This is a genomic window from Butyricicoccus sp. AF18-9LB (genome assembly GCF_027684505.1).
Classification (GTDB): Bacteria; Bacillota; Clostridia; order Oscillospirales; family Butyricicoccaceae; genus Agathobaculum; species Agathobaculum butyriciproducens.
This window is the reverse complement of sequence record NZ_JAQCWA010000017.1, coordinates 1-24,482: the sequence shown is the minus strand read 5'-3', so window position 1 is coordinate 24,482 and position 24,482 is coordinate 1. Positions and strand designations below refer to the sequence as shown.

Below are 24,482 nucleotides of genomic sequence, written 5' to 3'. Positions count from 1 at the left end.
GCTTATTCTACAATTTCAATACGGAATACGTTGATCGTGTCAACATCGGGGCAGCAAAACACCGCCACGCCGTCCTCCTGCCCGGGAAGATGGCCGCCGTAACGCAGAATGTCGATGTATGGGAACGCAACGTGCATCGCCATCGGGCAAAGCTGCCCGCGCTCGGTGTCGAAGTCGAAGCTGTCGCCGATTTTGTGCCCGCGGTGGCAGCCGTGCTTGCCTTTTCGGTCGATCAGCGTAATTTTGATCTTGGGTCTGCTCATTTGCGCCACGGCTCCTCACCCTGATGCAGAATTTCCATCTGGCACAGACGCATCGCGTTCAGCGCGGTATCGTGCGACTCCGGCGTGACGCACGCGCACAGTGCCGCGTCGATTACGATGTTTGCCTCCGGGAATGCTGCCTTGCACAGCATGGCGTTGGAAATCACGCAAATACCAGTGCATACGCCGACAAATTCGATCTCCTCCGGCGGCTCGTGCAGAGCGTGCAGCGCGTCCACAAGCGACACCGCGCCGAAGGTCGGCTTGCAGATGATGCGGGACGCCGGAATGCCATCCACAGCGGCAGCAATGGCATCGTCCAGCGCATGGCCTTCCGTTCCTTCGATGCAGTGCGGCACCGGCAGATGACGCCCTTCGTTTGTCTCCATGTAGTTCGGCTGGTGGGTGTCCAGCGTGACAAACAGGTTCTCACGCGGTGTATTTTTTGCCTTCTCTGCCACATAGGGCACGATAGCGCGCGCTTCAGCCGTACCGAGAGGGCCGCTGATAAAATCCTTCTGCATATCCACTACGATAAGAATTTTCATAAATGACGGTTCTCCTTTGTGTAGTGGTTATAGTATAGCACCTTTTGCGGGGTTTTCAAACGAAAATTGCGTGAACAGCGGCACGCGCTGTCCGAGGCACGCGACCCGCGAAGCGATACGTTCCCTCTGGGCGAGTATTTCTCAGCACCCGCTGTCCGGTGTGCCCGAAACGCGCAGGCGGTTCGCCTATCTGAGCGAGGTGTTGCGCCGTCCGGCGCGGGGACAAAAAGGAAGGGACACCCATGGTTTCCCTTCCTCTTTGAACTCCTGCCTTTCCTTCAGAGGGCTTGGGTGCAGATGGTAGACTGCGTAAGCGTGGAAAAAGAGTCCGGCAGAGGATTTTTTCTTCCGCGTGGTATCCTCACATTCGCATTTCGGATAATTTACTGCTACACATACCGGCTATTCTACGCAGAGCGCGGCACAAGGTGAATTGCCCGAAGGGCAAGAGAGGGTACTCTGGAGTATGACATGCCGCGCAAACCGTTTTCTGGTGCAAATTGGCTACAACCGCAGGATTTAGATAATCTGCACAGGTAAAAACGTTGCGCGGCACTGTCATGCCGCGCCTGTGTTAATTTTACCGCCTGTGTAGCAGTACGGCAGCCGAAATGCGAAACGGTGTTATACCACGCGGAAGAAAAAATCCTCTGCCGTTCCCCTTTTTCCACGCTTACGCGGTCTACCATCTGCACCCAAGCTACACCGCAAGGGAAACGGGTGTTCAAAGAGGGTAGAAACCGTAGGTGTCTACCCTTTTTGTTCCCGCGCCGGACGGCGCACGTTCCCCGCACGCCGCAGCGTGCGAAATCTCTCACCCAGAAATGGCGAACCTCTTCACCCGATGAAATCCTCCACCCGGTCTGCCGCCCTGTGCATCGCATGCTCCGCCTTATGCGCCGCGTGCTTGGCATTCCGCCGCATCGACGGATTGAGCATCGCGCCGGCCGCTACCATCGAAACCACCGCGCCTGCCATCGCTCCGGTTGCAATGCCGGAAACAAAAGGTGAAATTCGCATAAAAGATCTACCGCCTTTCATAAAGTTTATAGAATCAGTATGCCCGCTCGTCCCTCAAATTTTACACAGCAAAAAAATGCTTGTTTGGCACAATCGACTATTTACAATCGCATGTTCATATTATATAATATATCTAACAATCCGCCTTTAAGGTGCGGCCCGTGAGCCGCGCAAGGCAGAAAACAGTGCATACGCCGTCAGCCGTAAGACAAGGGGGACAGGTGTAGTATTTCGTGCGGCTTTCTGCTAATTGTTGTGGCGGAGAGTCATTTTTTTGCATTTTTGAAGGGAGGCGGCAGATTGACCGAACCGAAGATCATACTCGATCAGGATGGCATTCGCCGTGCACTGACCCGCATCGCGTTCGAAATCGTGGAAAAAAACAAGGGCGCGGAGCACCTGCTGCTCGCCGGTGTGAAAACACGCGGTATCTATCTGGCACAGCGCATTGCTGCCAAGCTGGGCGAGGTTGAAGGCACGGCACCTCCTGTGCTCGAGCTGGACGTTACGCCGTGGCGCGATGACGTGCCGCGCATGGACGCTCCTCTGCCCGATCTCGATCCGCGCATTGCAGGCGCGACCGTCATCATCGTGGACGATGTGCTGTACACCGGACGCACCGTGCGTGCCGCCATCGAAGCCATCTCTCACCGAGGACGCGCCGAGCGCATACAGCTGGCTGTGCTGGTCGACCGCGGTCACCGCGAACTGCCGCTGCGGCCGGATTATATCGGCAAAAACCTGCCTACCGCGCGTGATGAACGCGTTTTTGTCCGCCTGACCGAAGTGGACGGCGAAGACAGTGTAAACATACAAGCTCGCAATCCGTAAAACAACATCGCACCTGAGAAAGGAAGAACCGAATGTCTATCCAAACCTTAGTAGAAAAGATCAAGGAAAAGGGCAACCCGACCGTAGCCGGCCTGGACGCTCGACTGGAGTACATCCCGCAGCATATTTCGGGACGCAACATGATGCTGCACGGCGAAACGCTGCGTGCTGCCGCCGAGAGCGTCGTAGCCTTCAACTGCGGCCTGATCGACGCACTGTGCGACATTGTTCCGGCCGTAAAGCCGCAGGCTGCGTATTACGAGCTGCTCGGCTCCTACGGTGCGATGGCACTCAAGGAGACCATCGACTACGCACACGCCAAGGGCATGTACGTTATCGGCGATATCAAGCGCAACGACATCGGCGCTACCGCGACCGCTTACGCAGAGGCTTACCTCGGCAAGACCCGCGTCGGCGATACCGAGATCGCACCGTACGGCTGCGATTCGGTTACCGTAAACGGCTATCTCGGCACCGACGGCGTGGAGCCGTTCCTCAAGGAGTGCCGCAGCCGCGAGAAGAGCCTGTTCATGCTGGTAAAGACCTCCAACCCGTCCTCCGGCGAGCTCCAGAACCGCGACATGGAGGGCAAGCCGCTCTACGCCCGCATGGCGGAGATGGTAGCAAAGTGGGGCGAGGGTCTGGATACGCCGTGCGGCTACAACCAGATCGGTGCCGTAGTCGGCGCGACCTACCCGGAGGAGCAGAAGATCATCCGTGAGCTGCTGCCGAAGAGCTACTTTCTCGTACCGGGTTACGGCGCGCAGGGCGCAACCGCCAAGGACATCGCCAATGCGTTTAACGACGACGGTCTCGGCGCGATCGTAAACTCCTCCCGCGGCATCATGTGCGCATGGAAGAAAACCGGTAACAACGGCGAGGACTATAAGGAAGCTGCACGCGCAGAAGCCATCCGGATGCGCGACGACATCGTAAACGCAATCAAATAATATAAACCGCGCCATCGGCGCGCATTAAAATAGAATTTGCCTCGCAAATTCATAAAAACCTGGAGCACGTATCAAGGTTTTTATACAAGTACGGAGCAAAGTTTCGCTCGTCGGAACTTTGTGCAGTTCTGGACATATCCGCGCTTTCAGCGCGGTATGTCCCCTCGATTGAAACCGTGGTTTCAATCGAAGAATTAAGGAGCGTGTGGATATAGTGAAAAAAGCATACTTACTGCTGGCGGACGGCACTCTGTTCGAGGGTACCGCAGTCGGCTACGAAGGACAGAGCATCGGTGAGGTCGTATTCAACACCGGCATGGCAGGCTATCAGGAGGTTCTGACCGACCCGTCCTACTACGGTCAGGTCGTTACCATGACCTACCCGCTCGTCGGCAACTACGGCATCAACTTTGAGGATTATGAGTCCCGCAAAAGCTGGGTTTCCGGCTTTATCATGCGCGAGATGTGCGAATACCCGTCCAACTGGCGCTGCAAGGTAACGCTCGACGAGTACCTCAAGGCACAGAAGGTCGTTGGCCTTGCCGGCATCGATACCCGCCGACTGACCCGCAAGCTGCGCGGCGAAGGCGTTATGAACGGCGTTATTTACACCGAGGGCTTCGAGCCGGATGAGCAGACCATTGCGGAAATGAAGGCTTACGTTGTAAAGGATGCGGTTAAGACCGTAACCTGTGACGAGAATATCGTTTATCCCGCTGACGGTGAGACCAAGTACCGCATTGCCCTGTTCGATTACGGCGTAAAGTACAACATTGAGCGCGAACTGTGCAAGCGCGGCTGCGAAGTCACCGTTGTTCCGGCGTACACCAAGCCGGAGGACGTAGTCGGCAAGTACGACGGCGTGATGCTGTCCAACGGCCCCGGCGATCCGGCGGAGAACGTTGAGATCGTGGCAAACCTCAAGGAGCTGCTGAAGTCCGACATGCCGATCTTCGGCATCTGCCTCGGCCACCAGCTGCTGGCACTGGCTATCGACGCAAAGACCACCAAGCTGAAGTACGGCCACCGCGGTGTCAACCATCCGGTAAAGGACATCGACGCGGACCGCACCTACATCACCTCGCAGAACCACGGCTATGCCGTTGTAGGCGAGTCGGTTGACCCGCAGATTGCCCGCGTGCGCTATGTCAACCTGAACGACGGCACCGTTGAGGGCCTCGAGCACATCGACCGTCCGGTATTCACCGTTCAGTATCACCCGGAGGTATGCCCCGGCCCGATGGATACCTCGTATCTGTTTGATAAGTTCATCGAAAATATTGAAAAGTCGAAAGGAGGCGCTCAGTAATGCCGCTGCGCAAGGATATTCATAAGGTAATGGTACTGGGCTCCGGCCCGATCGTTATCGGTCAGGCTGCCGAGTTCGACTATGCAGGCACGCAGGCCTGCCGCGCACTGCGCGAGGAGGGTCTGGAGGTTGTTCTGGTAAACTCCAACCCGGCAACCATCATGACCGACAAGGCTATGGCGGACAAGGTTTACATCGAACCGATGACCGTCGAAGCCGTTCAGGAGATCATCAAAAAGGAGCGTCCGGACTCTCTGCTGCCCAACCTCGGCGGTCAGACCGGTCTGAACCTCGCCATGGAGCTGTGCGAGAACGGTTTCCTCGATAAAATGGGCGTAAAGCTGCTCGGCGCTAATCCGACCACCATCGCAAAGGCAGAGGACCGCCAGATGTTCAAGGACACCATGGAGAAGATCGGTGAGCCGATCATTGCCTCCAAGGTTGTTCACTCGGTCGAGGATGCGGTTGATTTCACCCGTGAGATCGGTCTGCCGGTCATCATCCGTCCGGCGTACACGCTCGGCGGCACCGGCGGCGGCATTGCCTACACCTGGGAGCAGCTGCGCGAAATTGCGGCCTCCGGCATCATGTACTCCCGCGTGGACGAGATTCTGGTCGAGAAGTGCATCGCAGGCTGGAAGGAAATCGAGTACGAGGTAATGCGCGACCACAAGGGCAACGCCATCACCATCTGTAACATGGAGAACGTTGACCCGGTCGGCGTACACACCGGCGACTCTGTCGTAGTTGCGCCGTCGCAGACCCTGTGCGACAAGGAATATCAGATGCTCCGTACCTCCGCGCTCAACATCATCACCGAGCTGGGCATCGAGGGCGGCTGCAACGTGCAGTACGCGCTCAATCCGGAATCCTTCGAGTACGCCGTAATCGAGGTAAACCCGCGTGTTTCCCGTTCCTCTGCACTGGCTTCCAAGGCAACCGGCTACCCGATTGCAAAGGTAACCGCAAAGATTGCAGTCGGCTATGGCCTGGATGAGATCTCCAACGCCGTTACCGGCAAGACCAAGGCATGCTTCGAGCCGACCCTCGACTACTGCGTTGTCAAGTTCCCGCGCTGGCCGTTTGACAAGTTCGTTTACGCGGACAACACCCTCGGCACCCAGATGAAGGCCACCGGTGAGGTTATGGCCATCGACAACAGCTTTGAGGGCGCACTGATGAAGGCCGTTCGCGGCTGTGAGATCAAGCTGGACAGCATGATTGCCCCGCACATCCAGAAGCAGTCTGACGCCGAGATTAAGAAGGGCGTGGCACGCACAGACGATCAGCGTCTGTTCCACATCTGCGAGGCTCTGCGCCGCGGCATCATGACCATTGAGGAGATTCACGACATCACCACGATGGACGTGTTCTTCCTGCATAAGTTCCAGAACATCATCGACATGGAGAAGGAGCTGGCTGCAGCTGACAAGATCGACTCCGATCTGTATCTCCGCGCCAAGAAGATGGGCTTCCTCGACAAGACCATCGAGCAGCTGTCCGGTAAGGACATTTCGGACGTTAAGCGTCTGCCGGTATACAAGATGGTTGATACCTGTGCCGCTGAGTTCGAGGCAGAGACCCCGTATTACTACTCCACCTACGATGAGGAGACCGAGGTTGCACCTCCGTCCGGCAAGAAGAAGATTCTGGTACTTGGCTCCGGTCCGATCCGTATCGGTCAGGGCATCGAGTTCGACTACTGCTCGGTTCACGCTGTCTGGGCGCTGCAGAAGCTGGGCTGCGAGACCGTTATCATCAACAACAACCCGGAGACTGTTTCCACTGACTTTGACACCGCAGACCGTCTGTACTTCGAGCCGCTGACGCCGGAGGACGTTACCGGTGTTGTTGAGGCAGAGAAGCCGGATTATGCAATCGTACAGTTCGGCGGTCAGACCGCCATCAACCTTGCGGCGCACCTTGAGAAGCTGGGCGTTCCGATCCTCGGCACGCCGGCATGGTCGATCGACGCCGCTGAGGACCGTGAAAAGTTCGACGTTATCCTCGAAAAGTGCGGTATCCCGCGTCCGGCAGGCCATACGGTTATGACCGAGGAAGAGGCGGTCAAGGCAGCCGACGAGCTTGGCTATCCGGTTCTCGTTCGTCCGTCCTACGTTCTGGGCGGTCAGGGCATGGAAATTGCCTACAAGGAAGCCGATGTCCGCGAGTTCATGCAGGTTATCACCCGCAACAAGGTTGAGAACCCGGTTCTGGTCGATAAGTACATGATGGGCCGCGAGATCGAGGTCGATGCCATCTGCGACGGCGACGACATCCTCATCCCGGGTATCATGGAGCACTTCGAGCGCGCAGGCGTTCACTCCGGCGACTCCATTTCCATCTATCCGTCCATCAACATCGAACAGAAGCACAAGGACACCCTCGTTAAGTATACCGAATCTCTGGCAAAGAACCTCGCTGTTCTCGGTCTGGTCAACATCCAGTTCGTGCTGTACAACGATCAGATTTACGTTATCGAGGTAAACCCGCGTTCGTCCCGTACCGTGCCGTACATCTCCAAGGTTACCGGCGTGCCGATGGTCGATCTGGCTACCCGCTGCATGTTCGGTGAAAAACTGAAGGACATGGGCTGCGGCACCGGTCTGCATCCGGAAAGCGACCACTATGCGGTCAAGGTTCCGGTATTCTCGTTCCAGAAGCTGCGCGATCTGGATACCCAGCTTGGTCCTGAGATGAAGTCCACCGGCGAGGTTCTGGGCGTTGCGAAGACCTTCCGTGAGGCACTGCTCAAGGGTCTGACCGGCGCAGGCTTCCAGATGAAGAAGAAGGGCGCTGTCCTGATCTCGGTCCGTGATTCGGACAAGCAGGAGGCTATCCGCATCGGTGAGCGCTTCGAAGCTCTCGGCTTTGATATTTACGCCACCAGCGGCACTGCGAACGTGCTCAACCGTCACATGGTCGCCACTAACGCCATCCGCAACGTGGACGAGCCCTCCCCGAACATCATCGACTTGATCGAGTCCGGCAAGATTGACTACGTTGTTGCTACCTCGGTCAAGGGCCGTCACCCGGAGCTTGGCTCGGTACACATCCGCCGTACCGCGGTAGAGCGTGCAATCCCGTGCCTGACCTCGATGGATACGGTTTCCGCGCTGCTGCGCTGCCTGGAAGGCGATATTAAGATTGAAAACTGCGAAATGGTTGATATCAACACCATCTGATTGCAGTGAAATAAAACAGAAACCCGAAGGGAGGAACTTCGTAAAGAAGTTTCTCCCTTCGGGTTTTGTAATCTGCCGGAATAGATGCGCCGTATGAACAGCATCCGGAAACGCGCAAAGGAAATGGAAAAATCCTTTCAGTCTCTTGTATAGCGTAAGAAAACAGAAACGATGCAGTCAATAAGACTGCACCGTTCCGAAAAATGTTAAATTGAGATGCAAAAGCTGTCTTGGTCATCTTCTTTGTGAATGATGTCCAAAATCGGCTGCTTTTAATTATGCTGTTGTACGAGAAAAATTAGTCCTCGTCGTCGATCTCCAGGTAATCCTCAAGATCCTTGAACAGTGCGGTCGGATCAACATCGTCCTCGAGAACGATCTGAAGCGGCTCGTTCAGGGACAGCAGGAACATACCGAGCAGGCTCTTTGCGTCTACCATACCGCTCTTGCCGTGAATCCAAATATCAAAACCGTAACGGGTTACGATCTTGTTGATCTTCTGAATGTCGTCCGTATTCTTTACACGGATACCTCTGGTCATAATAACTACCTCCTGAGATTGTACTTCGTGAAACCCTTTTATGTTAGTTTCATTATAGCATAAAACAGCAGAAAGAAAAGAGGTTTTTGTAGATTTTCTCATTTTTCAGCGTTTTTCGCTTAACATAAGCACAATTTCTCAGTTGTTTGGGCACTATTCACAGATTATATCCTCTGTGTTTGTGCACAGTGTCGAGTCTCTCGGTCGGATGATTCATGAGAAGCGACAAAAAACTGTGCAGAAAATCATATATTCTGTCAGGCAGAATTTTACTTGCTCAGTGAAGCAGCGTGATCCTGCTGTGACAGGCGGCCTTTCCCTGCGGTATGCCGCAACAGCACGGCGGCGATTACTGCGGTCAGCACTTCCGCGATGGGGAACGCCAGCCACACGCCGGCCGGCAGCAGGCGCGCGAACAGCCATGCCGCCGGCAGTACGAAGATCAGCTGACGCAGCAGCGACACGAGCAGCGACTGCACACCGCCCTCGGTGGCCTGGAACATGCCCTGTATGGCAATGTTTGCACCTGCGAACACAAAGCTGACCGCCAGCACGCGCAGACCGGTCACGCACAGGCCCATCGTGCCTGCGGACAGTGAGAAAATACCTGCCAGCGGCTGCGCCAGAATTTCTACAGCCGCAGTGCAGACCAGCATGAGAACACTGGTATACATCAGACCGCAGCGCACGCCCTCGCGGATGCGTTTCGCGTTTTGCATGCCGTAGCTGAACGACACAATCGGCGTAATCGCGTCACGCAGACCAAATGCCGCGAACAAAACAAACTGCTGAATTTTGTACACAATGCCATAAGCGGTGACATACGAACTGTCCAGACTGCCGAAAATCAGATTGACACAATAATTCATCACGCTCATCGCGCCCTGTGCTATGATGGCCGGTACGCCGATGGAGTAAATCTCGCCGACGATACTGCGGCGCAGGCACAGAGCCTTGCGGCTGAACGGCAGTTCCCTGTTCAACCGGAAATGGAACACGGCCGCCAGAGCCAGAGACGCAATCTGACCGAGCACGGTCGCCCATGCCGCACCTGCCACGCCCAGTTTCGGACAGCCGAGCAGACCGTAGATCATGATCGGGTCAAGCACGATGTTCGTCAGTGCGCCTGCCACCTGTGCGATTGTAGAATAAAGCGAACGGCCGGTCGCCTGCAGGGTTTTCTCAAACACCGAGAAAAACAGAATGCCGAACGATGCCATACAGCAGATGCGCAGGTACTGACTGCCCATCGCCAGAGCGGTCGGGTCGCTCGTCTGCGAGCCGATGTACGCACCCGCACCGAACGCGCCGAACAGCAGGCACACCGCATAAATAATCCCCATGAGCGTCAGCGCATTGCCTGCCGCTGCCCCCGCCTTCTCCCGGTCACCCTGACCGAGTGCGCGTGCGATGAGCGCATTTGCGCCGACACCGGTGCCGATGCCGACGGCGACCATCATCATCTGCACCGGAAACGCAAGTGTCAGCGCGTTGACCGCGATTTCACCGTTTTCCGCCATGTTTGCCACGAAATAGCTGTCCACAATGTTGTAGACCGCCTGCAGCATCATGGATAGTATCATCGGTGTGCCCATCTGCAGCATGAGCCGTCCTACCGGCGCGGTCGCCATTCGTTTTTCTGCCTTGTTCCGATCCATATCGAAACCTCCTGATTGGATTTTCGGAGTCTTTACGGAAAGCTGCCACAACCTGTCTTTTGCACAAAAGAAAAAGTGCGTAAATCCATCTGGATTTACGCACTTCTGCTACTCGACTGCTTTATTTTATCAGCGTTTTTCGCACTTGTCAAGCGGTTAGACCGGATACTTCCGAAAGATTCCGGGTGCAACGCCAACGTTCTTGCGGAAGCTGTGAATGAAATTCTCCTCGCTGTTGTAGCCGGTCGCGTAGGCGATTTCCTTGACCGACAATTCGGTGGAGGCCAGCATATACTTCGCCTTGTCGATGCGGCGCAGCACGATATACTCATATGGCGAATAGCCGGTCCGCGCCTTGAACTGCCGTGAGAAATGCGACGGACTCAGGCTGATGGCTGCTGCCGCGTCCTGCACGCCGATCGGCTCGAACAAATGCCGGTTCATATAGCGGATGGCCTGTGCAATACGGTCGCCGCCTGCGGTGCTCTCGGTGGTCTCATCCAGCAGGAGCAGACACAGCAGTCGGTGGATCAGCTGTGAGCACCGTGCCTCGCTCAACCGCGCGTCCTCGGCGCAGGCGCTCCGCAGAGAATCCAGCATTTGCGCAATCTCTGCCGGTGCGGCCGGCGAAAATGCCCTGCGGCCGCGTGCCTGCAGGATTTTCTGATAGAATGCGCGGGCATTCAGGCCGTTGAACAGCAGCCAGGTGAACTCCAGTCCGTCCGAGGCGGCATAGCTGTATGGCTCACGGCAGTCGAACAGCACGATCTGTCCGGCTCCGGCGATGGCAGGCGTACCGTTCAGCGTCAGCTCCATTGCGCCATCATGCACAAAAAACAGCATGATATTTTGGTTGTGGTCACCCTGCAGGGCGATTTCCGACCGGTGATTGAAGGAATACCGGCTGCTGCAAAAATAATGCCCGAGCCGCGTCGGGTAATAAAAAAGCTCCTTTGCAAGCGAAGACGGCGTGAAAAAGTACCGTTCCGAGGTCTGATGGACACCTAATTCGGGAATCAGCATAGCGGTCACTCTCCTTGTCTCTATCCTACCAGAAGTATCCGTTTGATGCAATAGCGAATAGCAGGATTTCGCAGGTTTAGGGTAATTTGTATCATTGGCAAGACGGCAGAAACGCTTTATAATAGAGCCATCAAACAGGGAAGCCACCCTTGATATGGCAAACAGACAAGGAGGATCATTCTTATGAAAATCGCATTTGACGTTGACGTTCTTGCCAAGCAGATGTCCATCAACGATTATGTTCACAAGGTAGCTGACTGGGGCTACAAGTACATCGAGCAGTCCCCGCATCCGCGCATCAACCCGTTCTACAAGCACCCGCTGTTCTCTAAGGAGTGCCAGCAGGAGTACAAGCAGGCTCTCAAGGAGACCGGTGTAGAGATTTCCTCTTTCATCGTTGTTTACCGCTGGTCCGGCCCGACCGAGGAGCAGCGCCAGCACGCAGTTGCAAACTGGAAGCGCATGATTGAGATCGCGGTTGACATGGGCGTACCGGTCATCAACACCGAGTTCTCCGGCGACCCGAACCAGCAGGAGATCTGCAACGGCATGTTCTTCAAGTCTATGGAGGAGCTTCTCCCGATCATCGAGCGTGAGGGCATCCGCGTAGAGTGCCAGTCTCATCCGTATGACTTCGTAGAGCTGAACGACGAGGCCTGCGACATCGTTAAGTCCTTCCGTTCCAAGAACCTGGGCTACGTTTACTCCGCATCCCACGGCTTCTTCTACGATCAGGGCAAGGGCGACGTTCGCCACATGCTGAAGTACGCCGGCGATGAACTGACCCACGTTCTTCTGGCTGACACCTGGAACCAGACCAAGGACTGCCGCTACATCGTAAATCCGCCTTGGCTGAACCAGCACGGCCGTGCTGACTACACCATCCATCAGCACACCGCTATGGGTGAAGGCGAGGTTGATTTCGACGGTATCTTCGAGACCCTGCGTGAGATGGACTTCGCGAACAAGCAGCTGAAGCCGGACGCACCGAAGGTTGGCGGCGACAATATCATCTGCGTATCCTACTTCGGCTTCCCGGAGAAGATGGATCAGCAGGCTCCGGAGGCACTCGACCGCATCAAGCACGAGCTGCTGTAAAGAATACTTCCTGAATACACAAAAGGACTTGGGTTTTCACTCAAGTCCTTTTTCATTCGGCAGATAAAAACGGACAAACCGCTTTGGTTTGTCCGTTATATTTTTATTCTCCGCAGCCGGGACAGTCGGAACAGTCGCCGCACTCGATACCTTCTGCGGCCTTACGGTCCTCATAGGCGCGTAGCGTGCCTTCGGTTATGTGGCTGAGAGCCGCCAGCCGCTCGTTTACCATATCCCACAGGCACATCGGCAAATGGTCGCGGTGCCCGCGGTGGATAGTCACGCACTCGAAGCAGTTGCCGTGATGGCGGCACGCCTCCTTACACGGGCAGTGATCACCGGATTCGCGCACCTGACGCAGAAATTCCAGCTTGATCTTGAGCGCTTCTTCCTTCTTGCCCTCGCGGTCAAGGTCGTTCTGCAGGATGGCCAGCTCGTTTCCGTCTATTTTCATAAGTATCGCTCCTCTATATATTGCACTGTATTGCATTTCCATCATAGCAGAGTTTTGACAGTTTCGTCAAAGCAACTTTATCCAAAACCGTGTTTTCGTGCAGTTATACAGATTTTCAACACTCATTTTATCTATTTTGCTATTGACAAAAAGGACAAAATAAAGCCCTCATTCACAGACACATGAACGAGGGCTTTTACTTCCAAATCTCCATAGATCCTCTTTTCCCGACAGGATATTTCCCATCGCATTTGGATTGGTATTCGGTTGTTTTTTCGGCATCTTTCGATCTTACGTTCGCGGAACCGCCCGGCTAAGGTTCGTTTACTGCACAAACTACATAGTCCGTTTGGTTGCCTTTCCTACATTCGGGAACTCTATTTCCAGTGGGTGATGCGTCACTGCTCGGCGGAAGATGTGATACAGCCTGCCTTGTCGAACCGGATTTTACTCGGACTTTGATATTATCTCGTTCCGATGCGGTATGTCTATGCTGCAGATACTCATCAGTATGCCCATCGGCGGGTGCAGCATCCGGCAGGTATCGTAAGATACTTCGTTTTGTTCGCCGGCGCATCAAATATCAGGGTTCTGTCATGTATGAACCTTACTTTCCTGCTGCCTCGATCCGCTTGACTGTCTTAGTATGCCATGTACGGATAGTTAAATTCACGAGGATAGCTTCCCCAAAGTTACCGTTGTTGTTACCTTTGCTTAGAAGCCGATCGCGCTTTTCAGGCGGTTCAAATTGTGGAATTGGAACTCGCTCATTTTTTCAGCTATCACCTTGATCGTTTCGGTCACAGCGCCGCGGCGAGTCCCGCGAACTGGTAAGATGCCTCTTCTGATACCATTGGACTCACCTCTTTCGTGGGTATCAAACCGGATTGACATCCTTCAGATTAGATGAAGGTTTGCGCCTTTTGGAGTAAAACCCCTGTTTTACTTTGCCTTTGGTGTTTGCCTTTATCTTTTCTGTGTCATTATAATATCATTAATATTGCACAACGTCAAGCGTTTTTTACGACTTTTTAGGCTGCATATTGCACAACAAAAAGCCGTTCATTTCGGTGATTTGGCTCTTTTCTCCAAGTGTGGAATTTGGTATAATGAAAGTGTTAGGGCTTGCGAAGCGAGCGGAATCTGCGCTGACGCCGCGCGGGCGCGGCACGGGTATGTCGCGCAACTCGTTGATCTGGATATAACGGATGACACCTCCGAGTTACAATTATCAGTAATCTTTGCCGTAGGGTGCAACGTCCTCGGCACACCGTTACTTTCTGAACTGCACCATCTGCATCGTAGGGGCGGTCATTGGCCGTCCACGCAACGTGAGGACATTACTTAAGGCAACACCGCAAAATTTATTTGCAAATCGCTCTTGTTGGGTTATGCGGTATTGTCTTAACTCCCACTTGGTAGGAGCTCTTCACTCTAATTTCTAATCACTAACTACTAATCCCCAAAGGAGGCTATTGCAGTGGAAAACTTTAGCTTTTATATGCCGACACGCTTATTTTTCGGTGCCGGATCGGTCAAGCGTCTGGCCAAGGCACGTCTGCCGCAGGGCACGGGTCTGATCATCACCGGCGGCACCTCCACCACCAAACTGGGTTATGTGGCCAAGGTGGCGGATACGCTGGCGGAAGCCGGTCACCCGACCATGGTATACAACAAGGTACAGCCGAACCCGACGATCGAGGGCGTACGCGAGTGCGCTGCGCTCTGCCGTGAGCAGAACATTGCATTTGTTGTCGGTCTCGGCGGCGGCTCGTCCATCGACACGGCCAAGGCGGTTGCCATTATGGCGACCAACGACGGCGACTGGTGGGACTACATTCACGGCGGCACGGGCGGCGGCAAGCGCATGGCCAATGCCGGACTGCCGATTGTTGCCATTCCAACGACCGCAGGCACGGGCACGGAGGCCGACCCGTTCACGGTTATTACCAACGGCGAGGAAAAGATCGGCGGCGGCGGCGAGAAGTGCTTCCCGACCATTTCGATCGTCGATCCGGACTTTATGATGACCGTTCCGCCGCATCTGACGGCATACCAGGGCTTTGACGCATTCTTCCATGCGGCCGAAGGCTATCTGGCTAAGACTGCAAGCCCGATGAGCGACATGTTCGCGCTGCAGGCAATTACGCTGATTGGCAAATCGCTGGCAACGGCTGTTAAGAACGGCGGCAACGCCGATGCACGCGCGGATGTGGCACTGGCAAACACGCTGGCAGGTTTTGTCGAAACGCTGTCGAGCTGCAGCGGCGAGCACGCCATCGAGCATGCGCTGAGCGCATTCCATCCCGATCTGCCGCACGGCGCGGGTCTGATCATGCTGTCCAAGGCATACTGGAGCCGCTTCAAGGACACCTCGGCTGACCGCCTGCAGGCCATTGCACACGCACTCGGACGTGCGGACGGCGATTTTCTCGCTGCGCTGGCTGAGCTGCAGCAGGCGTGCGGCGTGGACAAGCTGCGCCTGTCCGACTACGGTGTAAAGCCGGAGGATGCAGGCGAACTCGCTGACAACGCAGCAAGCACCATGGGCGCTCTGTTCCGTGTCGATCCGCGCACGCTGTCCCGCGAGGAGATTATGGACATCATCACCGAAAGCATTTAAGCGAATACGCTGAGAGCGGACCGATTGGTCCGCTCTTTTTTCGATAACGGCAGTTGCTAACACATTTTCGCGCGATAGCGCTGACTTTTTGACTTTGGGAGGGAGAAAGTTTCAACCAACGGGCGGAACTTTCGGACGACTTTGTGTCGTTTGCGTTACATCTGTGTTACACTGCTTGTATTGCCGCCAGATCATGCTATAATAGTCACAGAGTATGATATACGTCATACATCTATTAGCTTGCGGCTCTGCCGCAGACAAGGAGGTACACTCTATGAAATTTCAACAGGTAATGGCATTTTTCCTCACCGGTGCAGTGGCACTCTCCATGAGCACCACCGCGCTCGCTGCCGACCTTCCGGATAACGTTGATACCACCGTATCCACCACCCAGACCGCCGACGAGCAGGAAAACAACCTTTACACCAGGAACGACAAGGACCTGACCGATGCCGAGTTCGAGCAAAAATACGAGCTGCCGGAGAACTCGTGGTTCACGCCCGCAGTCCGCTATGTGATTGAGAACAACATCATGCTGCCGGCGGGTCATATCGACGGTAAAGAATTTTTTCCGTGGTTCAATCCGGCGGAGAACCGTTATGCGGTTGCCAACGCGATTTACAACAGCGCAAAGCTCATTGACCCGGAACTGACCGCATCCTATGCGGGCATGGCCATCAAGGAAGCACCTGACTACAACCAGATTTATGAATCTGATCGTCCCGGCATGACATTCTGCTTTGAATCCGGCATTATGACCGGTGACAGTCAGCACTACCTGCGTCCCTATGACTCCATCTCCCGTCAGGAGTTCGCGGCAGTGCTGCAGCGCTACATCACGCTGCTCGAAAAAGCCGGAAAGATTACGGTTTCGACTGATACGAGTGCGAATACCGCGTTTACCGATGCTTCTTCGATCGCTCCGTGGGCGAAGGATGCCGTTGCGTTCTGTCAGACCAACAAGCTGATGAACGGCGACAATCACGGCGCATTCAATCCCAAGGGACAGATTAAGTCGGTTGAGCTGGCACAGGTGCTGTACAACCTGTCTCAGCAGATCAAATAATGTGCAAAACCACCTGTTATCACTGATAACAGGTGGTTTTTCTATGTCTTTGGGGCGTCAATTTCACGTCACAGTTTTCAGTCAAAACGCGAATTATCAAAATACGGTTTATCTGCTATAATGCAGATACCGAGAGACAGCTTCCGCGAAAGAGGTAACAGCTCATGAAAAAACGCATTGCATTCCTGCTGATCGTTCCGCTGCTGTGCGTGCTGGCTGCAAGTCTGAACATCAGCTATATGCCGACCGGCGGCCTGCTTTTTGTCAGCAGCACGCCGGACGATGAACTCACTGTCTGGCAGAAAACCATGCCTGACGGCACCAAAATCGCCGTTTATAACAGCGAAACCTCCATCGTATATGCGAAATACCACGGTTTGGCATACACCATCACCGAGATTCAGAAACCTGTGGACGGGCATTGGCTGCCGGAGTCCATTAAAGTCTACCGCGGTTCGTACACCTCTCCCGACAACACATAAGAGAACAGCCTCAGAGCGTGATTTTTGCACGCCTCTGAGGCTGTTTTATTTCATTCCATGATGGAAAATTCAATTTCTTCGGCGGTATAGCCGTCCTCGATGATAGTCGGTGCGCGGAACAGGTCATCCTCGAGCGTATGCGGCAAATGCGCCAGACACAGGTGCAGCACACTGCCGCCGCCCTCTCTCTGTGTGAGCAGCAGCCGTCCGCCGTGCGCCTGCGCAATTTGACCCACGAGCGGCAGACCAAGACCAAGCGGTGTGCCGCCGCGCACGAGCTCCCGGTAATCGTCCATCGAGGTGGTGCGCCGCCAACCGGAAAGCAGGTCATCGAACTTCGCAGGGTCCAGTCCCGGACCGGTATCGGCAACCGCAATCGTCACAAAATCCCGCGTATCGGTCAGCGAAACCGTGATTTCGCCGTCCTCCGGTGTTGCGCGCAGCGCGTTTGTCAGCAGGTTATAGATTGCCGTACGCACCAGTCTCACGTCAATGAGCGCGTCTGCATGCTCCGGCACCTGTACGATGAATTTTGCACTGCCCGCAGGCGCATGCGTCTCAGCCTGCTGCACGGCATCGCGGCAGAGCGCTGACAGGTCGCAGCGCCGCAGAGAAAGCTGCTCGGTCAGCAGCGGGTCGTGCAGTAAATCCGAGTGCGTCAGCAGCCGATACAGTCGCATGCACTGCCGCCGCAGTCCGTCTGCCAGTGCAGGATCCTCCACCTGCTCGGCCTCGGCCATCAAAGCGCCCAGATAACGCGAGCTTTTGTCCTGAATGACCCGCAGGCTGCCGTCATAGGCGGCACGGTCGCGCCGCAGATACGCCAGCAGTGCACCGCCGCGGTGCGGGATCATTTCGACCGTGTAGACCGTTCCGTCGATGTCCTCCTCTGCGGTGCAGGCAGACTGTGTATTTATGCACCGGAGCAGTATATTCCGCGTGCTGCCGCTCAGGAACGGATCCAGCTCCTCCATCGGGTGCAGACCGGAAAGCTGCTGTGCCGCGTCGCTGCACCGCTCGATACGCAGCGTATCGCTCACCGCGAACAGCGCCGCATGCCGCAGCTCGGTGCGCAGCAGCAGCTCGCGGACTGCGTTGCCGTCCAGCTGCGAAAAAAATGCGTCTTCCATCATTATCCTCCCAAAACACCGTGTAATTTTACCTTTGTACTGTGGGAAAGCTGCTGTCATTCTCGATCGTGTTTTCCTGCGTCCGGTATATGCTGCGCGGTATTTGGCATACTAATCTCTGTCTTCGCGGATGTGAAAAAACAGCACGGCGCGCGCTGTGCTTTTCTCATCCCGAAAATCGGGGGATTATACAAACCGAATCCCCATATTTTGTACGATGTGTTTATTATACCACTGCCGCTACTGTCATTGCAAAGAAAATTATACAAAAATACCGGTCGGAATGACAAAAAAATCACAAATATTACACCTTGCGGCAAACTGCGCATTTAGTGTATAATAAAAACATCAACAGAGAACTTCATCAAAACATTTAGGAGGAACACTGTAAAATGGGTATCAAAGTAGGTATCAATGGTTTTGGCCGTATCGGCCGTATGGTTTTCCGCGCTGGTCTGAAGAACCCGAACATCGAGTTCGTAGCGGTAAACGATCCGTTCATGACTCCGGACTACATGGCATACATGCTCAAGTATGACACCATGCACGGTCGTTACGACGGCACCATCGAGTATGATGACAACTCCATCACCGTTGATGGCAAGAAGGTTCTGTTCTTTGCAGAGATGGACCCGAAGAACATTCCGTGGGGCAAGGTTGGCGCTGACTACGTTGTAGAGTCTACCGGCGTATTCCTGACCAAGGAGAAGGCACAGGCTCACATCGACGGCGGTGCTAAGAAGGTTATCATGTCTGCTCCGTCCAAGGACGACACCCCGATGTTCGTAATGGGCGTTAACCAGAACACTTACACCAAGGATATGACCTTCGTATCCAACGCATCCTGCACCACCAACTGCCTGGCTCCGATCGCTAAGGTACTGGACGAGGCATTCGGCATCACCGAGGGCCTGATGACCACCGTACACTCTGCAACCGGCACCCAGAAGGTTGTTGACGGCCCGTCCAAGAAGGACTGGCGCGGCGGCCGTGCTGCTTGCGGCAACATCATCCCGTCCACCACTGGCGCTGCAAAGGCTGTAGGCAAGGTTTATCCGAAGCTGAACGGCAAGCTGACCGGTATCTCCATGCGTGTACCGACCCTGGACGTTTCCGTTGTTGACCTGACTGCTAACCTGGCTAAGCCGGCTACCAAGGAAGACATCTGCGCTGCTATGAAGGCTGCTTCCGAGAAGCCGCTGTCTGAGGGCGGCCTGAAGGGCGTTCTGGGTTACACCGAGGATGCTGTTGTATCTTCTGACTTCCTGGGCGACGAGCGCACCTCCATTTTCGACGCTAACGCTGGCGTTTACCTGACCGACACCTTCGTAAAGGTTGTTTCCTGGTACGACAACGAGTGGGGCTACTCCAACAAGCTGCTGATGCTCATCGAGCACATGGCAGAGGTTGACAACAAGTAATTGCTGCCCACCGGCGTATAAAATGTTTTCAAAAAGCTCTTGTTCTTCGGAACAAGAGCTTTTTTCTTTCTCTCCGGCTTGACGGCACAGGCATATCATGCTATACTTAGTTCAAATTTAGACTATCTATTTTTGAAGCAGGTGATATACATGAATCCCTATATGGAATTTACGCACAAGACCGATCTGGCATACAGCGCAATGTGCCGACCGCTGTGCCGCGAACTCAAGCTGACACAGACGGCGTTTGACATCCTGCTGTTCCTTGCCAACAACCCCGGCCATGACACCGCCAGCGACATCGTGGAGCTGCGCCGGATCAAGGCGAACCTCGTATCAGTCAACGTCAACCGGCTGGTCGAGGAGGGCTATCTGCGCCGCGAGAGCATCCCCGGCGACCGCCGCAAGACCCGTCTGATATGTACCGACAAGGCGCTTCCCATCATCGACCGCGGCCGCGCATTGCAGGCGCAGTTCATCGACCGTCTGCTCTCCGGCATGAGTGATGAACAGCGGCAGGCGTTTGGCGATGCCGTCGGTGTCATCGACCGCAATCTCGACCAGCTCTTGCAGGAGGTGCGCTGATATGACGATGCTTTTCACCGTGCTCGTCACGTTTTTCGCCGGCATGGGCGCTGGCCTCGGCACCGGCTTCGCGGGCATGAGCGCCGCCGCCGTTATCAGCCCCATTCTCATCACCTTTCTGCACATGGACCCGTATATGGCGGTCGGCATCGCGCTCTCGTCTGACGTACTGGCGAGCGCCGTTTCGGCCTATACCTACGGCAAAAACAAAAATCTGGATGTCAAAAACGGCCTGCTGATAATGCTCAGCGTGCTTGTATTCACCGTGGTCGGCAGCTATATCGCCAGCCTGCTCCCCTCGCGAACGATGGGCAGCTTCTCGGTGTTTATGACGTTCCTGCTCGGCGTGAAGTTCATCGTCCGTCCGGTCATGACCACCAAAGAGGCGATGATGAACGTGTCCGCACGCAAACGAGCTGTGCAGTCCATTGTCTGCGGCGTGCTGATCGGGTTTATCTGCGGCTTCATCGGCGCGGGCGGCGGCATGATGATGCTGCTCATCCTGACCTCGGTGCTCGGCTACGAGCTGAAAACCGCCGTCGGCACCAGCGTGTTCATTATGACGTTCACAGCGCTCACAGGCGCGGCCTCGCACTTCGCCATTGGCGGAATGCCTGACCCGCTGATCTGGGCTCTGTGCGTGATCTTCACGCTCGTGTGGGCACGCATCGCTGCCGTGTTCGCCAATAAGGCCAGCCCGAAAACGCTCAACCGCGCCACCGGCGTGATTCTTGTCGTGCTCGGCCTTGCTGTTATGTTATTCTCCAAAATCGCATAAACAAACCCCTTTCCGCTCTGTCGGAAAGGGGTTTTTCAGTTGAAAATTGAGAATATGGATATTTTTTTACCTGAACACAAATTGGTGCTGGAACATGATGGGTACTATTATCACAGCAGTCTGGCGGCCAGAGAGAGGGCAGAACGGAAAGACCGCGCCCTGCGAGAGGCGGGATATCAGGTGCTACGAATCTGTGACAGCCGGGAGCTGGCTGAGCCGGTTGTATTGCAGAAGACGAAAATTCTGTATCGGCTTGATGAGCAGGATAGGCATCTTGACCAAATGATCGCCTCTGTATTTTGCTATCTTGATTTGCAGCCGCTCGATTTTCATCACCGGCGGGATCAATATGCAATTAATCAAATGTATTTTCATGAGCGAAAGAAACGCACTCTGGCGGTAGAATATCCTGCAATCGCGTTGGAGTGGAGCACCCGCAACGCCGACAAGCCTGATACTGTATTCGGCGGTTCACCTCGAAAAGTTTGGTGGCACTGTCCAAAATGTCAGCAGGAGTATCAAGCAACGATCGCTAACAGGACCAAGCGCCGTTCCAACTGTCCGTTCTGTGCCAATCTTCAGGCGTATGAAAAAAACTGCCTGGCAGTGCTCCGGCCGGAAATTGCCGCGGAGTGGCATTCTGCGTTAAATTCCCCTCTGACACCTTATGATGTAGTGCCCGGCTCTGAAAAAAAGTATACTGGATCTGTTCGGAAGGACATGTTTGGAAAGCAGCCATCTGTTCCCGCACCAATTCCCGAAAAAGCAGATGCCCCATCTGTCATCCGAGAACTGGGACGCGATGCGGCTTGGTGAGGCCGTCGGAGCCTGCGCTTATTTGAATCTGGCACTCCACAAAGAATTTGCCGCTTTGGCCCAGTGAGATAGCAGGGCAATCCAATAAGAAATTTGGGTGGAAATGTGAAAAGGCCATGAGTGGCAATGCGAGAAGGGACATGTCTGACAGAGTTCCATCAGCAAGCGGATTCGCGGGGATGGCTGTCCATATTGTTCCGGTCGGCGTCCAAGCAGAGCGTATTGTCTGCAAGCCTGCTACCCTGCCCTTGCTCCTATCCATACAGAGAAATTGAACATTCAATAAAGAACGTGCGTTCTTTTTAGTGCAAATCATGCTGCATTTTCGTATTTTCCTCAGAATCAATCCATATACTATGTTATTTTATGCGCTCGCTTCTCAACGGCAGTTCTCCCTCAAATCTGCGGCTGCACCTGCAGGAACTCCTCTGTTCCCTGTTCTCCGGTTTGCATTTTTGCCGGTTTCGTGGTATATTTTAATATATGCCGTATGACTTTGTAATCGGTCATGCGCGTCAATCTGCGAACACATCATACAAAGGTAGGGAGCAAAGATGAACGGACCTACATTACAAGTGTAGATGCTCGGGCAGTTTACCCTTCGATACGGCGACCGCACCATTTCCGACAGCGACGACCGTTCCCGCCGGGTATGGTCACTGTTGGCCTATATGATATATAACCACGGCCGCTCGTTCGCCCAGGAGGAGCTGATCCATCTATACTGGAGCAACGGCGAAAAAAGCGCGGATCCCGGAAATGCGCTCAAATCAATCTTCCACCGCATTCGTATCGCGCTGGACAAACTGCAGCCGGGACTTGGCCGCCTGCTCATCCGCCGCAAAGCAGGACGATACTTCTGGAACAACGTTATACCGCTTTCCCTCGATATTGAGGACTTCGAGGCGCATTTTCATGCCGCCGAAGCCGCCGGAGATGACGATGTCCGTCTGGCAGAGTATCAGGCTGCACTGGCACTGTATGCCGGCGATCCGCTGCCGCGCATGACCGATGAAATCTGGACCATTCCAATCGTGGCCTACTATCACAGCCTGTACACCCGTACGGCAGCCGGGGCGATCGAACTGCTTGAAAAGCAGGAACGCACCGCCGAAGCCGTTGCGCTGTGCCATCAGGCGATTCATATTGAGCCGTATCAGGAGGACCTGTATGAGCACCTCATGCGTGGTCTGCTCCGCACCGGCGATATGAAGGGCACTATGTCGGTCTACGAGGAAATGAGCGAGCTGCTGTTTGCGCATTTCGGCGTTATGCCGTCCGAGACGCTGCGCACACTGTATCGTCAGGCAACACGCACCGTAAACGACCGCACACTGACTATGGACGAGGTTTGCTCTCAGCTTGCGGAGCCTGCGCCGCACAGCGGCGCCATGGTATGCGAATACGACTTTTTCAAGATTCTGTACCGTTCCGAAGCCCGTTCGATCGCGCGAAACGGCCATTCAGCGAATATCTGCCTGCTGTCGGTCTCCGGCAAGGACGGCGAAATGCTTGCACGCCGCAGTCTGGACCCCGCAATGAACAATCTGCAAGTGCTTGTCCAGAACAATCTGCGCCGCGGCGATGTGATTGCTCGATGCAGCATTTCGCAGTATATCATCCTGCTGCCGCAGGCGAATTACGAAAACAGCCGCATGGTTGCCGACCGACTGGTAAGCGCGTTTTACCGTCGGTATCCGCACTCGCCCGCACGGCTCCGCTATACGGTGCAGCCGCTGACGTAATCGGACTTTCAAAAAACTGCGTGCCGTCTATCCCGCGCACAATAAAGGAGATAAACATGGGTAAACAAAGCTGGAAGCCCGGCAACATGCTCAATCCCGTTCCGGCGGTGATGGTCAGCGTTGCCGATGAAGCGCACCGTCCCAACATCATCACGGTAGCGTGGGCCGGTACGATCTGCACCAACCCGCCGATGGTGTCGATCTCGGTCCGTCCGTCACGGTATTCTTACGATATTATCGAGAAAACCGGTGAATTTGTCATCAATCTCACCACCGAAAAGCTGGCGCGCGCGTGCGACTACTGCGGCGTTGTCAGCGGCCGTGGTGTGGATAAATTTGCGAAAACCGGTCTGACACCCATGCCGGTCGAGCATGTCAGCGCACCCGCTATCGCGGAAAGCCCAGTCAACATCGCCTGCCGCGTCACCGAGAGCCGCGCACTCGGCAGCCATACCATGTTCATTGCCGAGGTGGTCGGCGTGACGGTTGATGACGAATATCTGGACGAAAACGACCGGTTTCATATCAACGATGCGAACCTGATTATGTACTCCCACGGCGAGTATTTTGCGCTCGGCAAGTATCTCGGCAAGTTCGGATACAGCGTGCAGAAGAAGAAAAAGAAGAAGAAGTAAGGCGTTTTCAACTGCATACTATTGGCTGAAATATTAAATCGAAATTTGACAAAGGAGTGTGATTATATGGGTAAAGCGATTTTGGCAGCAATCGTTACATTGATTGTTGGTTATTTAGGTACGGTCGTAGGACTTGAACTTTTAGGTAATTGGTGTGAGTTTGGATTGCTCATTGCTATTGCAGTAATGGGTGCTTTTATCATCTACTTCAATGACAAGAAGTGAGACAACTTCCAGTTTTCCGCACTATGCACCCCATAACAACGTAAAACCGGCATCTTTGAAGTGACCCCAAAAAGTTAGACAATATTTTGAAGTAAA

23 protein-coding genes and 1 pseudogene are annotated in these 24,482 nt (G+C 54.6%); 16 read left to right on the top strand and 8 right to left on the bottom strand.

All coding sequences use genetic code 11. From position 1 onward, the window contains the following. Positions 1-2: 2 nt before the first annotated feature. The 3 genes from PGY33_RS10135 to PGY33_RS10125 form a co-directional block, all read right to left on the bottom strand. A complete protein-coding gene (locus tag PGY33_RS10135) occupies positions 3-263 on the bottom strand; it encodes a TIGR04076 family protein (RefSeq protein ID WP_118730023.1) in 261 nt (86 codons plus the stop codon). Then, complete coding sequence (locus PGY33_RS10130) at positions 260-811, bottom strand: cysteine hydrolase family protein (protein ID WP_118753624.1); 552 nt, start codon at positions 809-811, stop codon at positions 260-262. The genes PGY33_RS10135 and PGY33_RS10130 overlap by 4 nt, the downstream gene beginning before the upstream one ends. An 837-nt stretch (positions 812-1,648) precedes the next feature. Beyond that, positions 1,649-1,831 (bottom strand): hypothetical protein, encoded by a 183-nt coding sequence (locus PGY33_RS10125; protein WP_110435910.1) that lies wholly within the window; start codon positions 1,829-1,831, stop codon positions 1,649-1,651. A gap of 300 nt (positions 1,832-2,131) precedes the next feature. Between PGY33_RS10125 and pyrR the strand changes: the two genes are divergently transcribed. The 4 genes from pyrR (at position 2,132) to carB (ending at position 8,106) form a co-directional block, all read left to right on the top strand. Continuing rightward, a complete protein-coding gene (gene pyrR / locus PGY33_RS10120) occupies positions 2,132-2,662 on the top strand; it encodes a bifunctional pyr operon transcriptional regulator/uracil phosphoribosyltransferase PyrR (RefSeq protein ID WP_118361225.1) in 531 nt (176 codons plus the stop codon). A 32-nt stretch (positions 2,663-2,694) separates the two neighbouring features. Beyond that, positions 2,695-3,612, top strand: a complete 918-nt coding sequence (pyrF, locus tag PGY33_RS10115) for an orotidine-5'-phosphate decarboxylase (protein ID WP_117752127.1) — start codon at positions 2,695-2,697, stop codon at positions 3,610-3,612. A gap of 214 nt (positions 3,613-3,826) precedes the next feature. After that, the gene (locus PGY33_RS10110) at positions 3,827-4,921 is read left to right on the top strand and encodes a carbamoyl phosphate synthase small subunit (RefSeq protein ID WP_119214838.1); all 1,095 of its coding nucleotides are present in this window, start codon (positions 3,827-3,829) and stop codon (positions 4,919-4,921) included. After that, on the top strand, positions 4,921-8,106 hold the full coding sequence (carB, locus tag PGY33_RS10105; protein ID WP_270478464.1) for a carbamoyl-phosphate synthase large subunit: 3,186 nt from the start codon (positions 4,921-4,923) through the stop codon (positions 8,104-8,106). Before PGY33_RS10110 ends, carB begins: the two co-directional genes overlap by 1 nt. Positions 8,107-8,404: 298 nt before the next feature. Here the strand turns inward: carB and PGY33_RS10100 are convergent, their stop codons facing one another. The 3 genes from PGY33_RS10100 to PGY33_RS10090 form a co-directional block, all read right to left on the bottom strand. Continuing rightward, positions 8,405-8,647: an HPr family phosphocarrier protein gene (locus PGY33_RS10100; RefSeq protein WP_118361231.1), complete on the bottom strand. Its 243-nt coding sequence runs from the start codon at positions 8,645-8,647 to the stop codon at positions 8,405-8,407. A 269-nt stretch (positions 8,648-8,916) separates the two neighbouring features. Further along, positions 8,917-10,305 (bottom strand): MATE family efflux transporter, encoded by a 1,389-nt coding sequence (locus PGY33_RS10095; protein WP_118480651.1) that lies wholly within the window; start codon positions 10,303-10,305, stop codon positions 8,917-8,919. Between the two features lie 156 nt (positions 10,306-10,461). After that, entirely contained in the window at positions 10,462-11,328 is an 867-nt protein-coding gene (locus tag PGY33_RS10090; RefSeq protein WP_118480649.1) for an AraC family transcriptional regulator, read from the bottom strand. 183 nt (positions 11,329-11,511) lie between these two features. Between PGY33_RS10090 and PGY33_RS10085 the strand changes: the two genes are divergently transcribed. After that, the gene (locus PGY33_RS10085; protein WP_117752129.1) at positions 11,512-12,426 is read left to right on the top strand and encodes a sugar phosphate isomerase/epimerase family protein; all 915 of its coding nucleotides are present in this window, start codon (positions 11,512-11,514) and stop codon (positions 12,424-12,426) included. Between the two features lie 103 nt (positions 12,427-12,529). Here PGY33_RS10085 and PGY33_RS10080 read toward each other — a convergent pair whose 3' ends face one another. Further along, complete coding sequence (locus tag PGY33_RS10080) at positions 12,530-12,880, bottom strand: LPS biosynthesis protein (RefSeq protein ID WP_199667462.1); 351 nt, start codon at positions 12,878-12,880, stop codon at positions 12,530-12,532. A 1,480-nt stretch (positions 12,881-14,360) separates the two neighbouring features. Between PGY33_RS10080 and PGY33_RS10075 the strand changes: the two genes are divergently transcribed. From PGY33_RS10075 to PGY33_RS10065, 3 genes are all read left to right on the top strand, one after another. Beyond that, positions 14,361-15,503, top strand: coding sequence for an iron-containing alcohol dehydrogenase (locus tag PGY33_RS10075; protein WP_270478461.1), 1,143 nt, complete (start codon positions 14,361-14,363; stop codon positions 15,501-15,503). Between the two features lie 274 nt (positions 15,504-15,777). Next, entirely contained in the window at positions 15,778-16,569 is a 792-nt protein-coding gene (locus PGY33_RS10070; RefSeq protein ID WP_270478459.1) for an S-layer homology domain-containing protein, read from the top strand. A gap of 164 nt (positions 16,570-16,733) precedes the next feature. Continuing rightward, positions 16,734-17,051 (top strand): hypothetical protein, encoded by a 318-nt coding sequence (locus PGY33_RS10065; protein ID WP_118480645.1) that lies wholly within the window; start codon positions 16,734-16,736, stop codon positions 17,049-17,051. Positions 17,052-17,101: 50 nt separating this feature from the next. On the opposite strand, the gene PGY33_RS10060 is transcribed toward PGY33_RS10065, so the two are convergent. Then, on the bottom strand, positions 17,102-18,181 hold the full coding sequence (locus tag PGY33_RS10060; protein ID WP_270478457.1) for a sensor histidine kinase: 1,080 nt from the start codon (positions 18,179-18,181) through the stop codon (positions 17,102-17,104). Between the two features lie 392 nt (positions 18,182-18,573). Here PGY33_RS10060 and gap point away from each other — a divergent pair, with 392 nt between their 5' ends. The 8 genes and pseudogenes from gap (at position 18,574) to PGY33_RS10025 (ending at position 24,386) form a co-directional block, all read left to right on the top strand. Continuing rightward, a complete protein-coding gene (gene gap / locus PGY33_RS10055; protein WP_118480641.1) occupies positions 18,574-19,602 on the top strand; it encodes a type I glyceraldehyde-3-phosphate dehydrogenase in 1,029 nt (342 codons plus the stop codon). Between the two features lie 150 nt (positions 19,603-19,752). Further along, complete coding sequence (locus PGY33_RS10050) at positions 19,753-20,187, top strand: MarR family winged helix-turn-helix transcriptional regulator (RefSeq protein ID WP_118480639.1); 435 nt, start codon at positions 19,753-19,755, stop codon at positions 20,185-20,187. Between the two features lies 1 nt (position 20,188). Continuing rightward, on the top strand, positions 20,189-20,965 hold the full coding sequence (locus PGY33_RS10045) for a sulfite exporter TauE/SafE family protein (protein ID WP_118480637.1): 777 nt from the start codon (positions 20,189-20,191) through the stop codon (positions 20,963-20,965). 54 nt (positions 20,966-21,019) lie between these two features. After that, positions 21,020-21,529, top strand: a pseudogene (locus PGY33_RS10040) (zinc-ribbon domain-containing protein); the annotation flags it as partial. Between the two features lie 140 nt (positions 21,530-21,669). Then, positions 21,670-21,807 (top strand): zinc-ribbon domain-containing protein, encoded by a 138-nt coding sequence (locus PGY33_RS14530; RefSeq protein ID WP_442861152.1) that lies wholly within the window; start codon positions 21,670-21,672, stop codon positions 21,805-21,807. A 555-nt stretch (positions 21,808-22,362) separates the two neighbouring features. Continuing rightward, positions 22,363-23,526 (top strand): AfsR/SARP family transcriptional regulator, encoded by a 1,164-nt coding sequence (locus tag PGY33_RS10035; protein ID WP_270478455.1) that lies wholly within the window; start codon positions 22,363-22,365, stop codon positions 23,524-23,526. A gap of 56 nt (positions 23,527-23,582) precedes the next feature. Then, the gene (locus PGY33_RS10030; RefSeq protein ID WP_270478453.1) at positions 23,583-24,161 is read left to right on the top strand and encodes a flavin reductase family protein; all 579 of its coding nucleotides are present in this window, start codon (positions 23,583-23,585) and stop codon (positions 24,159-24,161) included. 66 nt (positions 24,162-24,227) lie between these two features. Beyond that, positions 24,228-24,386: a binding-protein-dependent transport permease gene (locus PGY33_RS10025; protein WP_270478452.1), complete on the top strand. Its 159-nt coding sequence runs from the start codon at positions 24,228-24,230 to the stop codon at positions 24,384-24,386. The last annotated feature ends 96 nt before the right edge of the window (positions 24,387-24,482 follow it).